Annotated in this window: 11 protein-coding genes, 1 tRNA gene and 2 pseudogenes; 4 read left to right on the top strand and 10 right to left on the bottom strand. The window is 37.6% G+C overall.

The window, feature by feature from the left end; translation table 11 throughout:
- Window positions 1-108 precede the first annotated feature (108 nt).
- A tRNA-Leu gene (locus FNL60_RS00550) sits at window positions 109-194 on the bottom strand.
- 462 nt (window positions 195-656) lie between these two features.
- On the opposite strand from FNL60_RS00550, the gene FNL60_RS10325 reads away from it, so the two are divergent.
- A complete protein-coding gene (locus FNL60_RS10325) occupies window positions 657-794 on the top strand; it encodes a hypothetical protein (protein WP_002269676.1) in 138 nt (45 codons plus the stop codon).
- A 317-nt stretch (window positions 795-1,111) separates the two neighbouring features.
- Here the strand turns inward: FNL60_RS10325 and FNL60_RS00545 are convergent, their stop codons facing one another.
- Entirely contained in the window at window positions 1,112-2,722 is a 1,611-nt protein-coding gene (locus FNL60_RS00545) for a CTP synthase (protein WP_002265914.1), read from the bottom strand.
- 133 nt (window positions 2,723-2,855) lie between these two features.
- Window positions 2,856-3,440, bottom strand: coding sequence for a DNA-directed RNA polymerase subunit delta (gene rpoE, locus FNL60_RS00540; protein WP_002280322.1), 585 nt, complete (start codon window positions 3,438-3,440; stop codon window positions 2,856-2,858).
- Between the two features lie 624 nt (window positions 3,441-4,064).
- Between rpoE and FNL60_RS10440 the strand changes: the two are divergent.
- Window positions 4,065-4,802: pseudogene (locus FNL60_RS10440) on the top strand (IS982 family transposase).
- A 139-nt stretch (window positions 4,803-4,941) separates the two neighbouring features.
- Here the strand turns inward: FNL60_RS10440 and tig are convergent.
- On the bottom strand, window positions 4,942-6,225 hold the full coding sequence (tig, locus tag FNL60_RS00530; protein WP_002265918.1) for a trigger factor: 1,284 nt from the start codon (window positions 6,223-6,225) through the stop codon (window positions 4,942-4,944).
- A gap of 237 nt (window positions 6,226-6,462) precedes the next feature.
- Here tig and FNL60_RS00525 point away from each other — a divergent pair.
- Window positions 6,463-7,280 (top strand): annotated as a pseudogene (locus FNL60_RS00525) (formate/nitrite transporter family protein).
- A gap of 217 nt (window positions 7,281-7,497) precedes the next feature.
- Entirely contained in the window at window positions 7,498-8,355 is an 858-nt protein-coding gene (locus FNL60_RS00520; protein ID WP_002280092.1) for a mechanosensitive ion channel family protein, read from the top strand.
- Between the two features lie 170 nt (window positions 8,356-8,525).
- Here the strand turns inward: FNL60_RS00520 and FNL60_RS00515 are convergent, their stop codons facing one another.
- The 6 genes from FNL60_RS00515 to dnaK all read right to left on the bottom strand — a co-directional run bounded on the left by FNL60_RS00515 (window position 8,526) and on the right by dnaK (window position 14,893).
- Window positions 8,526-9,089, bottom strand: a complete 564-nt coding sequence (locus FNL60_RS00515) for a TIGR01440 family protein (protein WP_002280093.1) — start codon at window positions 9,087-9,089, stop codon at window positions 8,526-8,528.
- A gap of 45 nt (window positions 9,090-9,134) precedes the next feature.
- The gene (locus tag FNL60_RS00510) at window positions 9,135-9,599 is read right to left on the bottom strand and encodes an ECF transporter S component (RefSeq protein WP_002263421.1); all 465 of its coding nucleotides are present in this window, start codon (window positions 9,597-9,599) and stop codon (window positions 9,135-9,137) included.
- Window positions 9,586-10,353, bottom strand: coding sequence for a bifunctional hydroxymethylpyrimidine kinase/phosphomethylpyrimidine kinase (locus tag FNL60_RS00505; RefSeq protein WP_002280094.1), 768 nt, complete (start codon window positions 10,351-10,353; stop codon window positions 9,586-9,588). The genes FNL60_RS00510 and FNL60_RS00505 overlap by 14 nt, the downstream gene beginning before the upstream one ends.
- The gene (gene truA, locus FNL60_RS00500; RefSeq protein WP_002280095.1) at window positions 10,343-11,092 is read right to left on the bottom strand and encodes a tRNA pseudouridine(38-40) synthase TruA; all 750 of its coding nucleotides are present in this window, start codon (window positions 11,090-11,092) and stop codon (window positions 10,343-10,345) included. The genes FNL60_RS00505 and truA overlap by 11 nt, the downstream gene beginning before the upstream one ends.
- A 301-nt stretch (window positions 11,093-11,393) precedes the next feature.
- Window positions 11,394-12,527: a molecular chaperone DnaJ gene (dnaJ, locus tag FNL60_RS00495; protein ID WP_002263418.1), complete on the bottom strand. Its 1,134-nt coding sequence runs from the start codon at window positions 12,525-12,527 to the stop codon at window positions 11,394-11,396.
- Between the two features lie 527 nt (window positions 12,528-13,054).
- Window positions 13,055-14,893: a molecular chaperone DnaK gene (dnaK, locus tag FNL60_RS00490; RefSeq protein WP_002280096.1), complete on the bottom strand. Its 1,839-nt coding sequence runs from the start codon at window positions 14,891-14,893 to the stop codon at window positions 13,055-13,057.
- Window positions 14,894-14,969: the final 76 nt, after the last annotated feature.

Below are 14,969 nucleotides of genomic sequence, written 5' to 3'. Positions count from 1 at the left end.
TATTTTATCACTTTTACAGTAAAATTGCCAGCCCTTATCAAAAGTTTCAACCTTTTCTCTAACTGACCTAGACAACAAAAAAAGCTGACTTGAACAGTCAGCTCACTTTGCGGAGAGAGGGACTTGAACCCTCACGACCAAAAGCGGTCACAAGATCCTTAGTCTTGCGCGTCTGCCAATTCCGCCATCCCCGCGTAGCAACTTTTTAAATTATATCAACTAACAAAGATAGTGTCAAGAGTTTTTTCACTTTTTTCATTTGAGTGTCAAATCTTAAAAAGGTCAATTGAAACCACCAAAGTAAAATCAAAACTTTTGATACTGAAAAATATATCTATAAAACGTCAACATTTTTCCCTTGAAATTATAGTAATCTCCTCATTACTCAAAGTGACTTAATACAATCAAATTCGTTATTACTTTAAGCTATTTAATACAATAATAGCTGCTAAAAAATAATTTTGCATGGCAAAAAACTTAAAAAAACAGAAAAATAACACAATAATGTCTAAATAATAAATATTTCATTACAATGATAAAATCCTCTTGAATTTTTCTTGAAAAAAACTAAACTATACGTGTATTCGTTTTGTTGGCAGCCAATTTCTTTAACTATAACGGGTATAGAAACCATATTTATTTAAAGGAGATTCAGTATGAATAGTTTAGCTTTTGAAAAGTTTGAATCTTTGGATGCTGATTGTCTTGTTCAATTCCAAGGTGAAGGTTGGCGTAGTAGTTGTTGGGGGTTGGTTACAATACGCCATTATAAAGAGGTTGTGCTGAATATATGATGTTTATTATTTACTCGTTCATACTATTAAGTTTCGCAGTATTAGTCTTAATTTCTAAGTATAGCCGAAGCGGTACTGTCAAGCTTCTCTGTTTTGGAATTTTTATGCTGGAATGTATTTTTGTAATAGCTAATATGATTTATTCATTTTTGAATTGAACGATTAGCTGTAATAATGATCCAAAAAAAGAAACACCTTCTTAAATCTCATTTACTAGATTTAAGAAGGTGTTTCTTTATAAGCAAAAGTTTAATCTACATGGAATCTCTTTATTCTTTTTACTGAAAGCTATGTCAAGTAACTCATTTTTCTATCAATTAATGTGCCTGACTGTTTTCAACCGCTGCAGTAATAAAAGCTGTATAAAGTTCTTCCGGACGATTCGGACGAGACTGTAATTCTGGATGATATTGAGCTGCAACAAAAAATTTTTTATCTGACAATTCCACCACTTCTACCAAGCGATTATCTGGTGATACTCCTGAAAATACGAAACCAGCCTCCTCAAATTGCTGACGAAAGGCATTATTAAATTCATAACGATGACGGTGACGGCGCTGTACGACCTCTTGATTGCTATAAGCTGATGCTGTTTTGCTGCCTGATTTCAATTTACATGGATAAAGGCCAAGGCGAAGCGTTCCTCCCATATCCTCAATATCAATCTGATCGCGCATAATATCAATAACTGGATATTTGGTATCTGGATCCAATTCCGCAGAATTAGCTCCTTCAAGGTTAAGGACATGACGAGCATATTCAACACAAGTCAATTGCATGCCAAGACAGATTCCTAGCATAGGCACATCGTTTTCACGCGCATAACGAATAGCTTCTATTTTCCCTTCTGTCCCACGATGGCCAAATCCACCCGGAACAATAATACCATCAGCATCTCCCAGCAAATCAGCAACCGTTTCAGGAGTGACTTCATTAGCATTAATCCAATTGAGATCAATGGCTGTATCATTGACATAGCCCGAATGCTTAAGAGCTTCAACGACTGATAAATAAGCATCTGGCAATTCTACATATTTCCCAACTAGAGCAATCTTAGTCTTTTTCTTGAGATTCATAACCTTATCAACCATTGCTGACCATTCGGTCATATCGGCAACAGGCACATCCAGTTTTAAGTGATCGCAAACAATCTGATCCATATTTTGTGCTTGAAGATTTAACGGAATTTGATAAAGATGATCCACATCAAGTGATTCAATAACAGCTTCTGGAGCAACATCACAGAATTGAGCTAATTTATTTTTAATACCTTGTCCGGCTGGCTGTTCTGTCCGAATAACAAGCATATTAGGTTGAATTCCCAAACCACGCAGCTCTTTAACAGAGTGTTGGGTTGGTTTTGTTTTCATTTCTCCTGCAGCTTTGAGATAAGGAAGCAAAGTCGTATGAATATACATGACATTATCAGCACCCACATCAGCTTTCATTTGACGAAGGGCTTCAAGGAAGGGCAAGCTTTCAATATCACCAACCGTACCACCAACTTCAGTGATAATAACATCTGAGTCTGTTGTTGTAGCTGCACGTTTAATTTTTTCTTTTAGAGCATCTGTAATATGGGGAATAACTTGAACAGTTGCTCCAAGATATTCACCTTTACGTTCTTTACGCAGAACCTCGCTATATATCTTTCCTGTTGTAACATTTGAATATTTATTCAGATTAATATCAATGAAACGTTCGTAATGTCCAAGGTCAAGATCAGTTTCAGCACCATCATCAGTCACATAAACTTCACCATGCTGATAAGGACTCATTGTTCCAGGATCAATATTAATATACGGATCAAATTTTTGAATGGTTACTTTAAGCCCACGATTTTTCAAAAGACGTCCAAGACTTGCAGCAACAATTCCCTTACCAATTGACGAAACGACACCACCTGTTACAAAAATATATTTTGTCATTAAATGCTCCTTTGTTTTATATTGTGAGGAAAATGAAAAAATGCCCCCTACAAGTAGAGAGCTTATTCTGACCTCAAAAGAGGTGCCCAATAAATAATATAAACTATCTTATGAATTTTGTCAATGAAGAAATTTATTCTCCTTCTTCATCTTCCTCATCATCAGAATAATCGTCATCTTCTTCATCTAAATCAACATTTTCGTCTAAATCTTCATCTGGAATGATTTCATTGATTTCAGAATCATAGGATTCAACCTCGGACTTTTCATCATCTGGATCTTCCTCATCATATTCTGTATTCTCTTCAGCGGTATTAAAACTTTCATCTTCAGGATCGTCATCACTGTAATCAATAGCATCCTCATCACCATCCATAAAGGCATTAACACGTTTCCTCTTATGTTTTGGTGCACCGTCTTCATCTTCTTCAAGTGTCACAATCTCTTCATCAATTTCATCAATACCATACCAAGATCGCAGACCCCATTTGTTTTCACCAAGTGGGATAAAGCTGCCATCTGTGTTTAAGTCTGAATAGAAAAACGGTAAAGCTTCACGAATGTCTGCATCTGACTTTTCTAAATAAACTTGAATAGCATTAACGAGATCACTAAAATACATTTCTTTATCTCGGCCACGTTCTTCTAAAATGGCACGGGCAACTTCAATCATTGACAATTCATTTTTTTCTTGTCCAGCAAATACTTCTAATTCCAAAGTGGTTCTCCTTATCATAATCGGTCAAGGCTAAATCCCCACAATAATCCGATTATCTATAATTATCGTTCCTTACTATTTTACGCTAAAATGTATTATTCGTCAAAGGTTAATTCTTCTTTCAAAACTGATAAAAGGGAAGTATCTTTATTTAAAATCCTAAGATAGTAAATCTCATCAAATCAACTATCACAAATTACGCATAATGCCCACCAGTCTTTCTTTGTAACAATAATGCAAAAAGCCGTTCGAAATAAAAAACTAAGTACGAATATTTTACAAATAAAATATTTCAGATTGAAGACAAACCTATTTTCCAACGTAAAAAAATTTTGAGCTCTGCAAATTTCAATTTAAATTTTTCTTATTTGCGAGCGAAGCGAGCTTTAAACGAGATTTTCCGCCGTGATAAAAGTGCCTGAAACTTTAAAGTTTCAGGCACTCGGAAGATTTGAGACCTTAGGCTCAAATCTTAGGTATGGAATTCCGAAGGAAGTCGCTACCGTCCGTATCACCTAAGGAAAGTCTCAAAAGAAGACTTTTTCTACATTCTCTTTTTTTGAAATACAGGTTTTTTAAACACAAAACAAGATATGAACGCTGCTTTTTATCATATTATTATCCATGGTGCTAGTTATGAAACAATTAAAGGCAATGTTTTCTTGCTATTATCGACGCTATGCCTCTACAGAACTGGCGCAGCGTCGAAATATCAATCATTGTAAAATTAGCAACAGCTCCATTCTTGTCCTTTTAGCGCTTCAAGTTGAACTTGACAGCAAATTCCAATACTGATTTTATTGACTATGTCAAGTGTTGCTTGTGAAAACCGGCTTAGAGCGAACCCGATTCTACCGAAGAGCTCGGTATCTTATTCCTTTATTAAGGTGAATTTATCAAGGCATGACGGGGCCATTTGATTAGGACGATATCGTCATCATGGATAGCTTTCCGCTAGCCGTTTGTTCGCCAGCTCGCAATTATAAGGTTCGTATTTGGCTGTTGCCTATAATCCTTCAAAAGAGATGTGGTTTTACGGCTTTAAAGCCCATACGCTGGTGACCTGTCAGGATTTATTTGAACTATGTCGTGACACCAGCATCTGAGTGGCCGAAGAACTGCTTGAGAACACAATCTTTCCCGTTTTTTAGCTGACTGAGGTTCCCTTAGTGAGGCCTTAAAACAATCTCTAACACAGAAAGGCTACTGTTTTTGGACTCAAATATGGCAAAAGCTAAACAGCATAATCAGGGGAGGATCAAAGCCGAAAGACTAACCATTGAAACACAATTCTCAGTTCTATGTTCTGAGTTTGATATGGAAAGACCATTAGTGAGAAGTTTAGAAGGTTTGGGGCTTTGATTAGAACAGGTTATCTTTGCTTATAGCCTAGGATTTTTACTAGCACCACGGGTATATTATCCTTAATACATTAGATCATAAAAAATCACATTTTTTGCACTCAAAAAGCCAGATGTTTCTCCCATCTAGCTTTTATTTTTTATTTAACTTTAGCAGAATCAGTAATAACGTTAACCGCTTTTTTCATTGCAATGTCATGTTTGAGCATATCTGGTGAAAGAAGAGAGCGCACTTGCTCAGCTTCCATCTTGTATTCTGTTGCAAGATCAGAAATTTCTTTTTCAATTTCTTCATCTGTCGCTTCAAAGCCTTCTGCTTTAGCAACTGCTTCAATAACAAGGTTTGTTTTTACGCGTTTGTCAGCATCCGCTTCGTATTGCTTGCGAAGATCCTCTTCAGTTGTACCTGTCAATTGGAAGTACATCTCTGATGAAATCCCTTGGCGCTGCATATTACCCATGAATTCTTGCATCGCACGTTGGACCTCATCATGAATCATTTCTTCCGGCAATTCAACGATTTCAGCATTAGCGACCGCTAAGTCAATAGCTGCTGCTTCAACAGCATCATTGTATGCAGTCTCTTTAGTAGCTTCCAGTTCCTTACGATACTTAGCTTTTAGTTCATCCAATGTTTCAACTTCTTCATCAATATCTTTAGCCAATTCATCATCAAGTTCTGGAACTTCCTTGGCCTTAACTTCATGAATAGTCGTTACGAATGTTGCATCTTTGCCTGCAAGATCAGCAGATTGGTAATCTTCTGGGAAAGTAACATTAACCTTAACTGTCTCACCAGCCTTTTTGCCAACCAATTGATCTTCAAAACCTGGTATAAACTGACCAGAACCAAGTTCAAGCGAGAAATTATCGCCTTTACCACCATCAAATTCAACACCATCAACTGAACCAACAAAGTCAATCACGACAGTATCACCTTCAACTGCTGCATCTTCTTTAAGAACCAGTTCAGCTAAATTATTGCGTTCACGTTCAATTTTTTCATCAACTTCTGCATCAGTAACCTCTTTTGATTCTTCTACTGATACTTCAAGATTTTTGTAATCTCCAAGCTTTACTTCTGGTTTTGTTACAACTTCTGCTGTAATTTCCCAATCCTTACCTTTTTCCATTGACTTAACATCAACTTTCGGCTGAGTGACAACATCAAGTTTTAATTCAGCAACGGCTTCTTCATAAGCTGCTGGTAAAATACTGTTTAAAGCCTCTTCATAAAGAGCCTCTTCTCCAAATTTTTGATTAAAAACAGTACGTGGCATATGACCTTTACGGAAACCTGGTGCTGTTAAATCCTTTTTAACTTTATTAAAGGCCTGATCAAGAGCTGGTTTGATTTTATCTTGACTGATCGTAAATGTAACAACACCACGATTGGTAGCTTTGTTTTCAAATGATGTAGACATGAAGTCATTTCTCCTTAAAATTTATTTGCCTTTCCAGTGTATCATATTTATTGCTAATTTGGAAGTTTTTTTCTTTTTGAAAAACTTCCAAACTCTCTGAAAATAGCAATTAAAGTTAGTTTCTTTCATAAAAGAAGAGGGTTTTATGAAATCCTTTTCATTTTAGTTTAAAAAAGGTATAATATAAGCAAATTTATCCTAAAAAATAACAAATTAAAATTTAGAAAGGTACTATTTATGACTGATACAACTATTACAAGCACTTTTTATGAAAAAATTGCTTCCGCCTGTCGCAAAAAAGAGGCACTTTTTGATGAAAACCTTGGCCGTTACGCTCTGCGTTCCATGTTTGCTGGTGCTTATTTGACAATGAGTACTGCAGTCGGTGTAGTTGCAGCCTTGCAGCCGATGTTATTTCACAATTCTCACTTGCCTTTGGACGATTTGCTTTTGCTTTTATTTTTAGTTTCGGCTTGGTTTATGTTTTGCTCTTCAATGGTGAGTTAGCGACATCAAACATGATGTTTCTCTCTTCAGGAGCTTACTACAAACACATCTCTTTCAAGAAAGCCATAACCATTTTATTGACATGTACTTTTTTCAATTTAATCGGTGCTATCATTTTAGCTTGGCTCTTTAACCAATCTTTCTCTTTTGCTCAATTGACACATAAAAGCTTTTTAGTTAATGCCGTTCAAACCAAATTAGCTAAGAGCGATTGGCAAAACTTCTTTGAAGGCATTACAGCCAATATGTTTGTCAATATTGCGATTTTAGGGTACATGCTTCTTAAAGAAGAAAGTGCCAAAATTACTATTGCTCTTTCGGCTATCTTTATGTTTGTCTTTTTAATCAACGAACACTTGATCGCCAACTTTGCCTCATTTATGCTGGCAGCTTTTAGTTCTGTAGAACACATTAAAGGACTTGAATTTTTCAATGTTATCCGTCAATGGATTATTGTTTTCTTCGGTAACTGGATTGGTGGCGGCATCTTTATCGGTCTGGCTTATGCTTGGCTTAATCAGACTAAAACGCCGCATAAAGAACAATAACCTATTAAATAAGCCAGTAGGCATAATAACTTGATTCATGGCTTTCAAAGGTGTTATTGTTTTTATTAATCTGCTTTGAAAGCCTTATGATATGTTATTGTACTGATGAAGTCAATTTCATTGCTCCCATTTCCCATCTCAAGCAGAATTGAGAGCCAAATTAATTCTTGTAGGATTCACATTTCCCTATTTTTTCATTTTTTGATAAACTAAATTTATGAAATTGATTACTTCTTATTTTGGCCGTTTTAACTTAGAAAACCTCTTATTTGAATTTGCGTCAAAACTATTGTCCCTTCTGCTCCTACTCATTGTTTTTATTATTGCTAAAAGAGTTATTAGTTATCTTTTTGAAAAAACAATTGCAAGATCCACTGCTCTAGCTAGATATAGCCAAGGCCGACAAAAAACCTTGATTAAGCTTTTTCATAATATCATGGATTATAGTCTCTATTTTCTGTTGATATATTGGATTTTAGCTATTATTGGTCTGCCTGTTTCAAGCCTTCTAGCTGGTGCAGGTATTGCAGGGGTGGCTATTGGTCTTGGTGCTCAAGGATTCCTTTCCGATCTGGTAAATGGCTTTTTCATTTTGTTGGAACGTCAGTTTGATGTTGGAGATTCCGTTAAATTAAGAGCAACAACGGGTTCAATCTCTGGAACAGTCTCTAGTGTTGGCATCCGAACCACACAAATTCGTGATTTTGATGGCACTCTGCATTTCGTCCCCAATCGCAATATTACCATCGTCAGTAATTTGTCACGCGGTGATATGCGAGCACAGATAGATATTCCTATCTATGCTAATACTAATCTTAGACAAGTAACTACCATTATCAAGCAAGTCAATGAAGACAATATCAGTCAGTTTCCTGAAATCGTTGGTGTTCCTAATATCTTAGGAGCAACGACCTCTCCCGTCACAGGTCAAATCGTTTTTCGAATAGATATTTTTGTTCAAAATAGCAAGCAAAATCATATTTACTATACTTTTTATCGCCTCTATCAAGAAGCATTGCTGGCAAACCATATTTCCCTGCCAACAGCTAATACCATCTCTATTGCTAAAAAATAAGAAGGCTATTATCACAAATCAACAACTAGAAAATAAATGTAGGTCAAACGCCTACCACTACCGTTGATAATAATTTCCAAAACAGACCACAAACGCTAAAAGCCCTCATTAGAATGATTTCTAATGAGGGCTTTTAGCTTATTCTTATTTCCAAATTCATTTTTACAATTTTAAAATTTACGAATAGGATCTGGCTGATAGCTAGCACGGCTGCCACCGATTAACTTAGGCCGACTGGCAAGAGCCGTTAAATGAGCACCCTCCAGTTCTCTTAGGAGAGGACGCAAAGGAACTTGGACGCGTTTCACGTGCATACCAATAGCAGTATCTCCAATATCAAGACCTGCATCAGCTACAATTTCTTCAACTTCCACAGGATCTTTCATGTATTTAAAAGCTGCTAGTTGACCACTGCCGCCAGCATGAAGATTAGGCAGGACATTTACAATTTCCAAATTTCTTTTATCAGCTAACTCTCGTTCAACCACAAGAGCACGATTGAGATGCTCACACCCCTGAACCGCTAGGTAAATTCCTCTGTCATTGAGATAAGTAAGAATCGTCTTAACAATAACTTCTCCGATGTCAAGATTAGAATTCTTCCCAATTATACCACCGGCAACCTCACTGCTGGACAGACCTAAAACAAAAATCTGTCCTTTCTTGATGTCGCTTCGTTTAATCAGATCTGCTAGAACAATTTTCGTTTCTTCGGCTAAGTTTTCTAAATCCATTTTCAACCTCTTTATTTTCGTTTATCATCACTAAATCAGAAATGATCAAGGCTTCACGCGCCTATAGGCAAGGCTAAGCGTATAACCAACAAACATACCAAAAAAGTTTTGCAAAATATTTCCCCAAGCACCGGCAATTGAAGCTCCTAATCCATACATAGGAATGGAACAGAGCAAATAAATACTAATCATAGACAGGGAAGCTAAAGCCAGACCTAAAAATTGTTTTTTCCCAGTCCAACCAGCAAAGTAACCTTGTGAACCATGCGCCAAAAAACTGATAAACATCCAATTAGGGTAACCGGCAATCAAATCAATTAAAAAACCAGATAAACCACCAACAATCGCGGCTTCTTGGGAGCCTAGATAAAAGGCTGTAAAATAAATACCTGCATCTAATAAAGTTAAAAAGCCAGTTGGTGTCGGAATTTTAATAAATAACCCAAAAACAACGCTTAAAGCTGTTAAGACAGCTAAAAGACTGATTTCTTGTAAATTACTGTTTTTCATAATGTTGATTGACTCCGTATTGATCTGAATGCTGAATAGCCTGATAGACAAATTCTTTGGATACTTTAACTGCTTCTAAAACGGACTTACCTAACACTATTTGACTGGCAATGCTTGATGCAAAAGTACAGCCTGCACCGATATTGTTATTTGCCAGCAAAGGATAATCCAAAACTTCCATCTTTTCACCATCAAAAAAGACATCTATCGCTCGTTTTGAACTCAGTCTCGTGCCTCCTTTAACAACAACATTTTTAGCACCTAAATGATAAAGGCATTTGGCAGCTGCCTTCATATCATCAAGATTTTTTATCGGCATTTGCGTCAATAATTCAGCTTCAGCCAAATTCGGAGTAATAACAGCAGTATGAGGGAAAAATTTTAAGAGTTCATCCCTCAAAGCACTAACCTCTACATCATGACTTTCTTTACAAACCAAGACAGGATCAAGTACTACTGGAAGATCGTCATGTACCTTAACAAAATCCAAAGCCTGCTCTGCTATGTCCACATTAGGCAAAAGACCAAGCTTAATACCTGAAAGCGGCACATCTTTGAGACTACTGAGCTGATGGCCAAAAACAGTGTTGTCTGTTGCAAACACTTCAAAGCCTTTATCAGTCATTGCTGTTAAGCAAGTCACTGCTACAAAACCATGTAAATGATGGCTTGTGAAAGTTGCTAGATCTGCATGAAGCCCACCTCCACTAAAAATGTCGTTACCTGAAATAGCTAAAATATACTTAGTCATCATAAATAATCTCCTTAAGATAAAGTCCATTGCTTGCAGCTGTCGGACCAGCTAGACTGCGGTCCCCAGATTCTAAAATTCTGTCAATTTGGTCAATCGGCATGCGGCCATTGCCAATTTTTAATAGGGTTCCAACCATATTTCTGACTTGTTTGTAAAGAAAGCCACTTCCTGTAAACGTAAAAATGAGAAATCCAGTCTTGTCGTCTTTTTCAACAGTAGCACGGCTGATTGTTCTAATCTTGTTTTCCACGCTAGTACCAGCCGCTGTAAAGCCAGTGAAATCATGGGTTCCACGTAATTTTTTAATAGCCGCTTTAACAACTGAAAAATCCACTTTATACGGAAAATGGGTGGCATAATGGCGCATCAAAGGATTCTTAGGTCTCCCCAAATCTACTAAAAATTCATAGGTTTTGCGATGCTTTTGGTAACGAGCATGAAAATCATCTGCTACTTGTTCAACCTGAATAACATCAATATCATCTGGTGTCTGTGTATCAAAGCCAAAACGCAGTTTTTCTAAATCCCTTTGCTGCGGCAAATCAAAATGAATGACTTGACCATAAGCATGCACACCCGCATCTGTTCGGCCAGCCCCATGTATCTTAACAGCCTGCCCGCTATTCAAACGTAAAAGAGTCTTTTCAATTTCCTCTTGCACTGTTCTCATCTGCGGCTGCCTTTGGAAACCCGAAAAATTAGTGCCATCATAGGAAATAATCGCTTTATACCGTATCATAAGAAAAATTATAGCATGACAATTATCTAAGAACAACACACAATCAGAAAAATTGTATGGGGACAGGGTTGGTTAAATCTTCTTTTTAATCAAAGCATTAATTTAGCTTAACTTGTTTATATACTTAACATAGCAACTGCTGTGGATATCACTGCCAATTGTCATACTGTCTGCCGCTAACTTACACCTGTGACTGCCTATTCTGTCCTACCTAGGATTCGCCGATTTTTTATGAGAAACAAAAAAGCAATCGTAATGACTATGCCCAAGCCAACTGCGATTGCTCTTATATTAACACATTCTACATCTCATCAAAAGCGTCCTTGACTTTATTAAAGAAACCTTTTTTCTTAGGATGAACAGGATTTATACCACTAGCCTTAGCAAAATCTTGCAGGGCCTCTTTTTGGGCATCATTAAGTTTTGTTGGAGTAACAACATTAACAGTAACGTGCTGATCTCCCTGTCCATTTCCACGCAAACGCGGAGCTCCTTTACCTTTGAGACGGAATGTCTTACCTGTCTGGGTACCTGCTGGAATAGCGAGTTCAACATTACCATGAACTGTTGGTACTTCAACAGTATCACCAAGTGCAGCCTGAACAAAATTAATGTCCATACTATAGTAAATGGTTGAACCATCACGTTCGAATTTATCACTCTTGAGAACATTGATAATGACAAAGAGGTCACCATAAGGGCCGCCATTAAAGCCAGCTTCCCCTTGTCCTGCCAACCGAATTTGCTGACCGGTTTCAACACCAGCAGGAATCTTGACAGAAACTTTATGGCTTTGCTTTTCATGACCCGTTCCATGACAAGTTGGACAAGGCTCTTTAATTTCTTGGCCCGTTCCATGACAAACATCACAGGTTACTTGACGACGCATCATACCAAGTGGCGTTTGGGTATCCATATTGATAACACCTGAACCATGGCATTTGCTACAAGTAACAGGACTAGTTCCTGGTTTAGCTCCAGAGCCATTACAAGTATGACAGCTTGCTTCACGATTATAGTGCACTTCTTTTTCTGTTCCAAAAACAGCTTCTTCAAATTGTAAATTAACACGATATTGAAGATCATCACCCTGACGGGGTGCATTAGGATTCCTAGAGGCTCCGCCGCCAAAGAAGCTTGAAAAGATATCTTCAAAACCACCAAAGCCCGAACTATCAAAGCCACTAAAACCACTACCATCACCAAAGCCGCCATTAGCTCCAGCTGGACCGTACTGATCATAAGCAGCACGTTTTTGTTCATCGCCTAGTGTATCATAAGCCTCTTGAATTTCCTTATATTTTTCCTCCGCACCTGGTTCTTTATTAATATCTGGATGATATTTTTTAGACATCCTGCGATAGGCTTTTTTAATTTCGTCTTGTGAAGCGTCCTTTGAGACACCAAGACGATCATAATATTCTTGATTGTTCATATAAGATATTAAGCCGTTAAGCGACTCAAAGAAAAATAGGAAATCCAACGAAGATACCAGGGTATCTAGGAGGTATTTCTCTTTTTCACAGAGTCGTAGGCGTATTCAGTTTCATTCAAAATGATTAGAATGCACCAACCTAACGCCTGTGTTCAGTTACAAACACTTTTCCTTTCCGCTATTTTTATTTCTAGGAATTGAAGATCGGGTTCAGTTCCTTTCTTTGAAACTTAGAAGGTTGTAATATTTTGAGGACTTGTGCTGAACAACTCAGCAATTCCTTTTTGCATCAGCCATATTCCAAAAACAGAGGCTGGTTTGCAACCTCTGAATTTAATTTGGGCTTATAGTCATGACGTGAGATTTTCGAAATGATACTTTTCGAAAATCAGGCTAGTAAGACGTTTGGGACATTCGCCAAATAACAATTGCTGTAGAGAAAGACAATCACTTTAGTAATTAGTCATTCTTAACTACCTCACTCTCCTGATTTTCAAGCTCGGGATAAAATAGTCCACTGAACTATTTTATTTCTCCGTAAACTCTCCATCTACAACATCGTCGCCGCCCTTGTCTGATGAATCAGAATCAGATGATTGAGCTCCCTCTTGGCCTGCTTGTGCTTGTTGGGCGGCGGCAGCTTGTTCATAAAGTTTCATGGCAAGAGCTTGAGCTTTTTCATTAAGTGCTTCAAGTTTAGCCTTCATATCGTCAAGGTTACCTGATTCTTGGGCTTTCTTCAAGTCATCAAGAGCGACCTGAGCGGCATCACGTTCAGTATCGAAACCTTTTCCTTCAGTCTCTTTGATAGTTTTTTCGGTTGTAAAGATAGCTTGATCAACCTCATTCTTAAGATCAACTTCTTCTTTACGCTTAGCATCAGCTTCAGCATTTGCTTCAGCATCTTTCATCATTTTATCAATTTCTTCATCAGTAAGACCTGAGTTAGATTGAATGACGATTGTTTGTTCTTTTTGAGTTCCAAGGTCTTTAGCCTTAACAGATACGATACCGTTCTTATCAATATCGAATGTGACTTCGATTTGTGGCACACCACGAGGCGCAGCTGGAATATCTGTCAATTGGAAACGGCCAAGTGTTTTATTGTCCGCTGCCATTGGGCGTTCCCCTTGGAGAACATGGATATCAACGGCTGGTTGGTTATCTGCAGCTGTTGAGAAGACTTGTGATTTAGAAGTTGGGATTGTTGTATTGCGATCAATGAGTTTAGTAAAGACACCACCCATTGTTTCGATACCAAGTGACAACGGCGTTACGTCAAGAAGAACGACATCTTTGACATCACCAGTGATAACACCACCTTGAATGGCAGCCCCCATAGCAACAACTTCATCTGGATTCACTGATTTATTTGGTTCTTTGCCAGTTTCAGCTTTAACAGCATCTACAACAGCTGGAATACGTGTTGAACCACCGACTAAGATAACTTCATCAATTTCTGACAATGACAAACCAGCATCTGAAAGGGCTTGACGAACAGGAGTTTTAGTACGTTCAACTAGATCGCGTGTTAAATCATCAAACTTAGCACGAGAAAGGCTCGTTTCTAAATGAAGGGGTCCTGCTTCACCAGCGGTAATGAAAGGTAAACTGATTTGTGTTGATGTTACACCTGAAAGATCTTTCTTAGCTTTTTCAGCAGCATCTTTCAAGCGTTGAAGAGCCATCTTATCAGTTGATAAATCAATACCATTTTCTTTCTTGAATTCTTCAACCAACCAATCAATGACTTTTTGGTCAAAGTTATCACCACCAAGTTTATTATCTCCAGCAGTTGCCAAAACGTCAAAGACACCGTCACCTAATTCAAGGATTGATACGTCAAAAGTACCGCCGCCAAGGTCGAAGACTAAAATTTTCTCATCTTTATCTGTTTTGTCAAGGCCATAAGCAAGTGCTGCAGCTGTTGGTTCGTTGACAATACGTTCTACTTCAAGACCAGCGATTTTACCAGCATCTTTAGTTGCTTGACGTTGTGCATCGTTAAAGTAAGCAGGAACTGTAATAACGGCTTTTTCGACTTTTTCACCAAGGTAATCTTCCGCATAACCTTTCAAATATTGCAGAATCATAGCTGAGATTTCTTGTGGCGTATACTCTTTGCCATTAGCTGAAACTTTTTCAGAAGTCCCCATCTTAGATTTGATGGAAAGAATTGTTTCTGGATTAGTCACTGCTTGACGTTTAGCAGCATCACCAACAATGATTTCACCATTTTTAAATGAAACTACAGAAGGAGTTGTACGGTTTCCTTCGGGATTAGCGATAATTTTGCTTTCAGTTCCTTCAAGAACTGCAACTGCTGAGTTTGTTGTACCTAAATCAATACCAATAATTTTAGACATAATAATGATACCAAGAACGCCGAAAATGCAACTGAAAATTAGGAAACCAACGACGCATTCAATGAGTGCTAGGCGG

The organism is Streptococcus mutans, assembly GCF_006739205.1.
GTDB classification, from domain to species: Bacteria; Bacillota; Bacilli; order Lactobacillales; family Streptococcaceae; genus Streptococcus; species Streptococcus mutans.
Note: the sequence above shows the minus strand (reverse complement) of the source record. Positions and strands in the feature narration are given on the sequence as shown.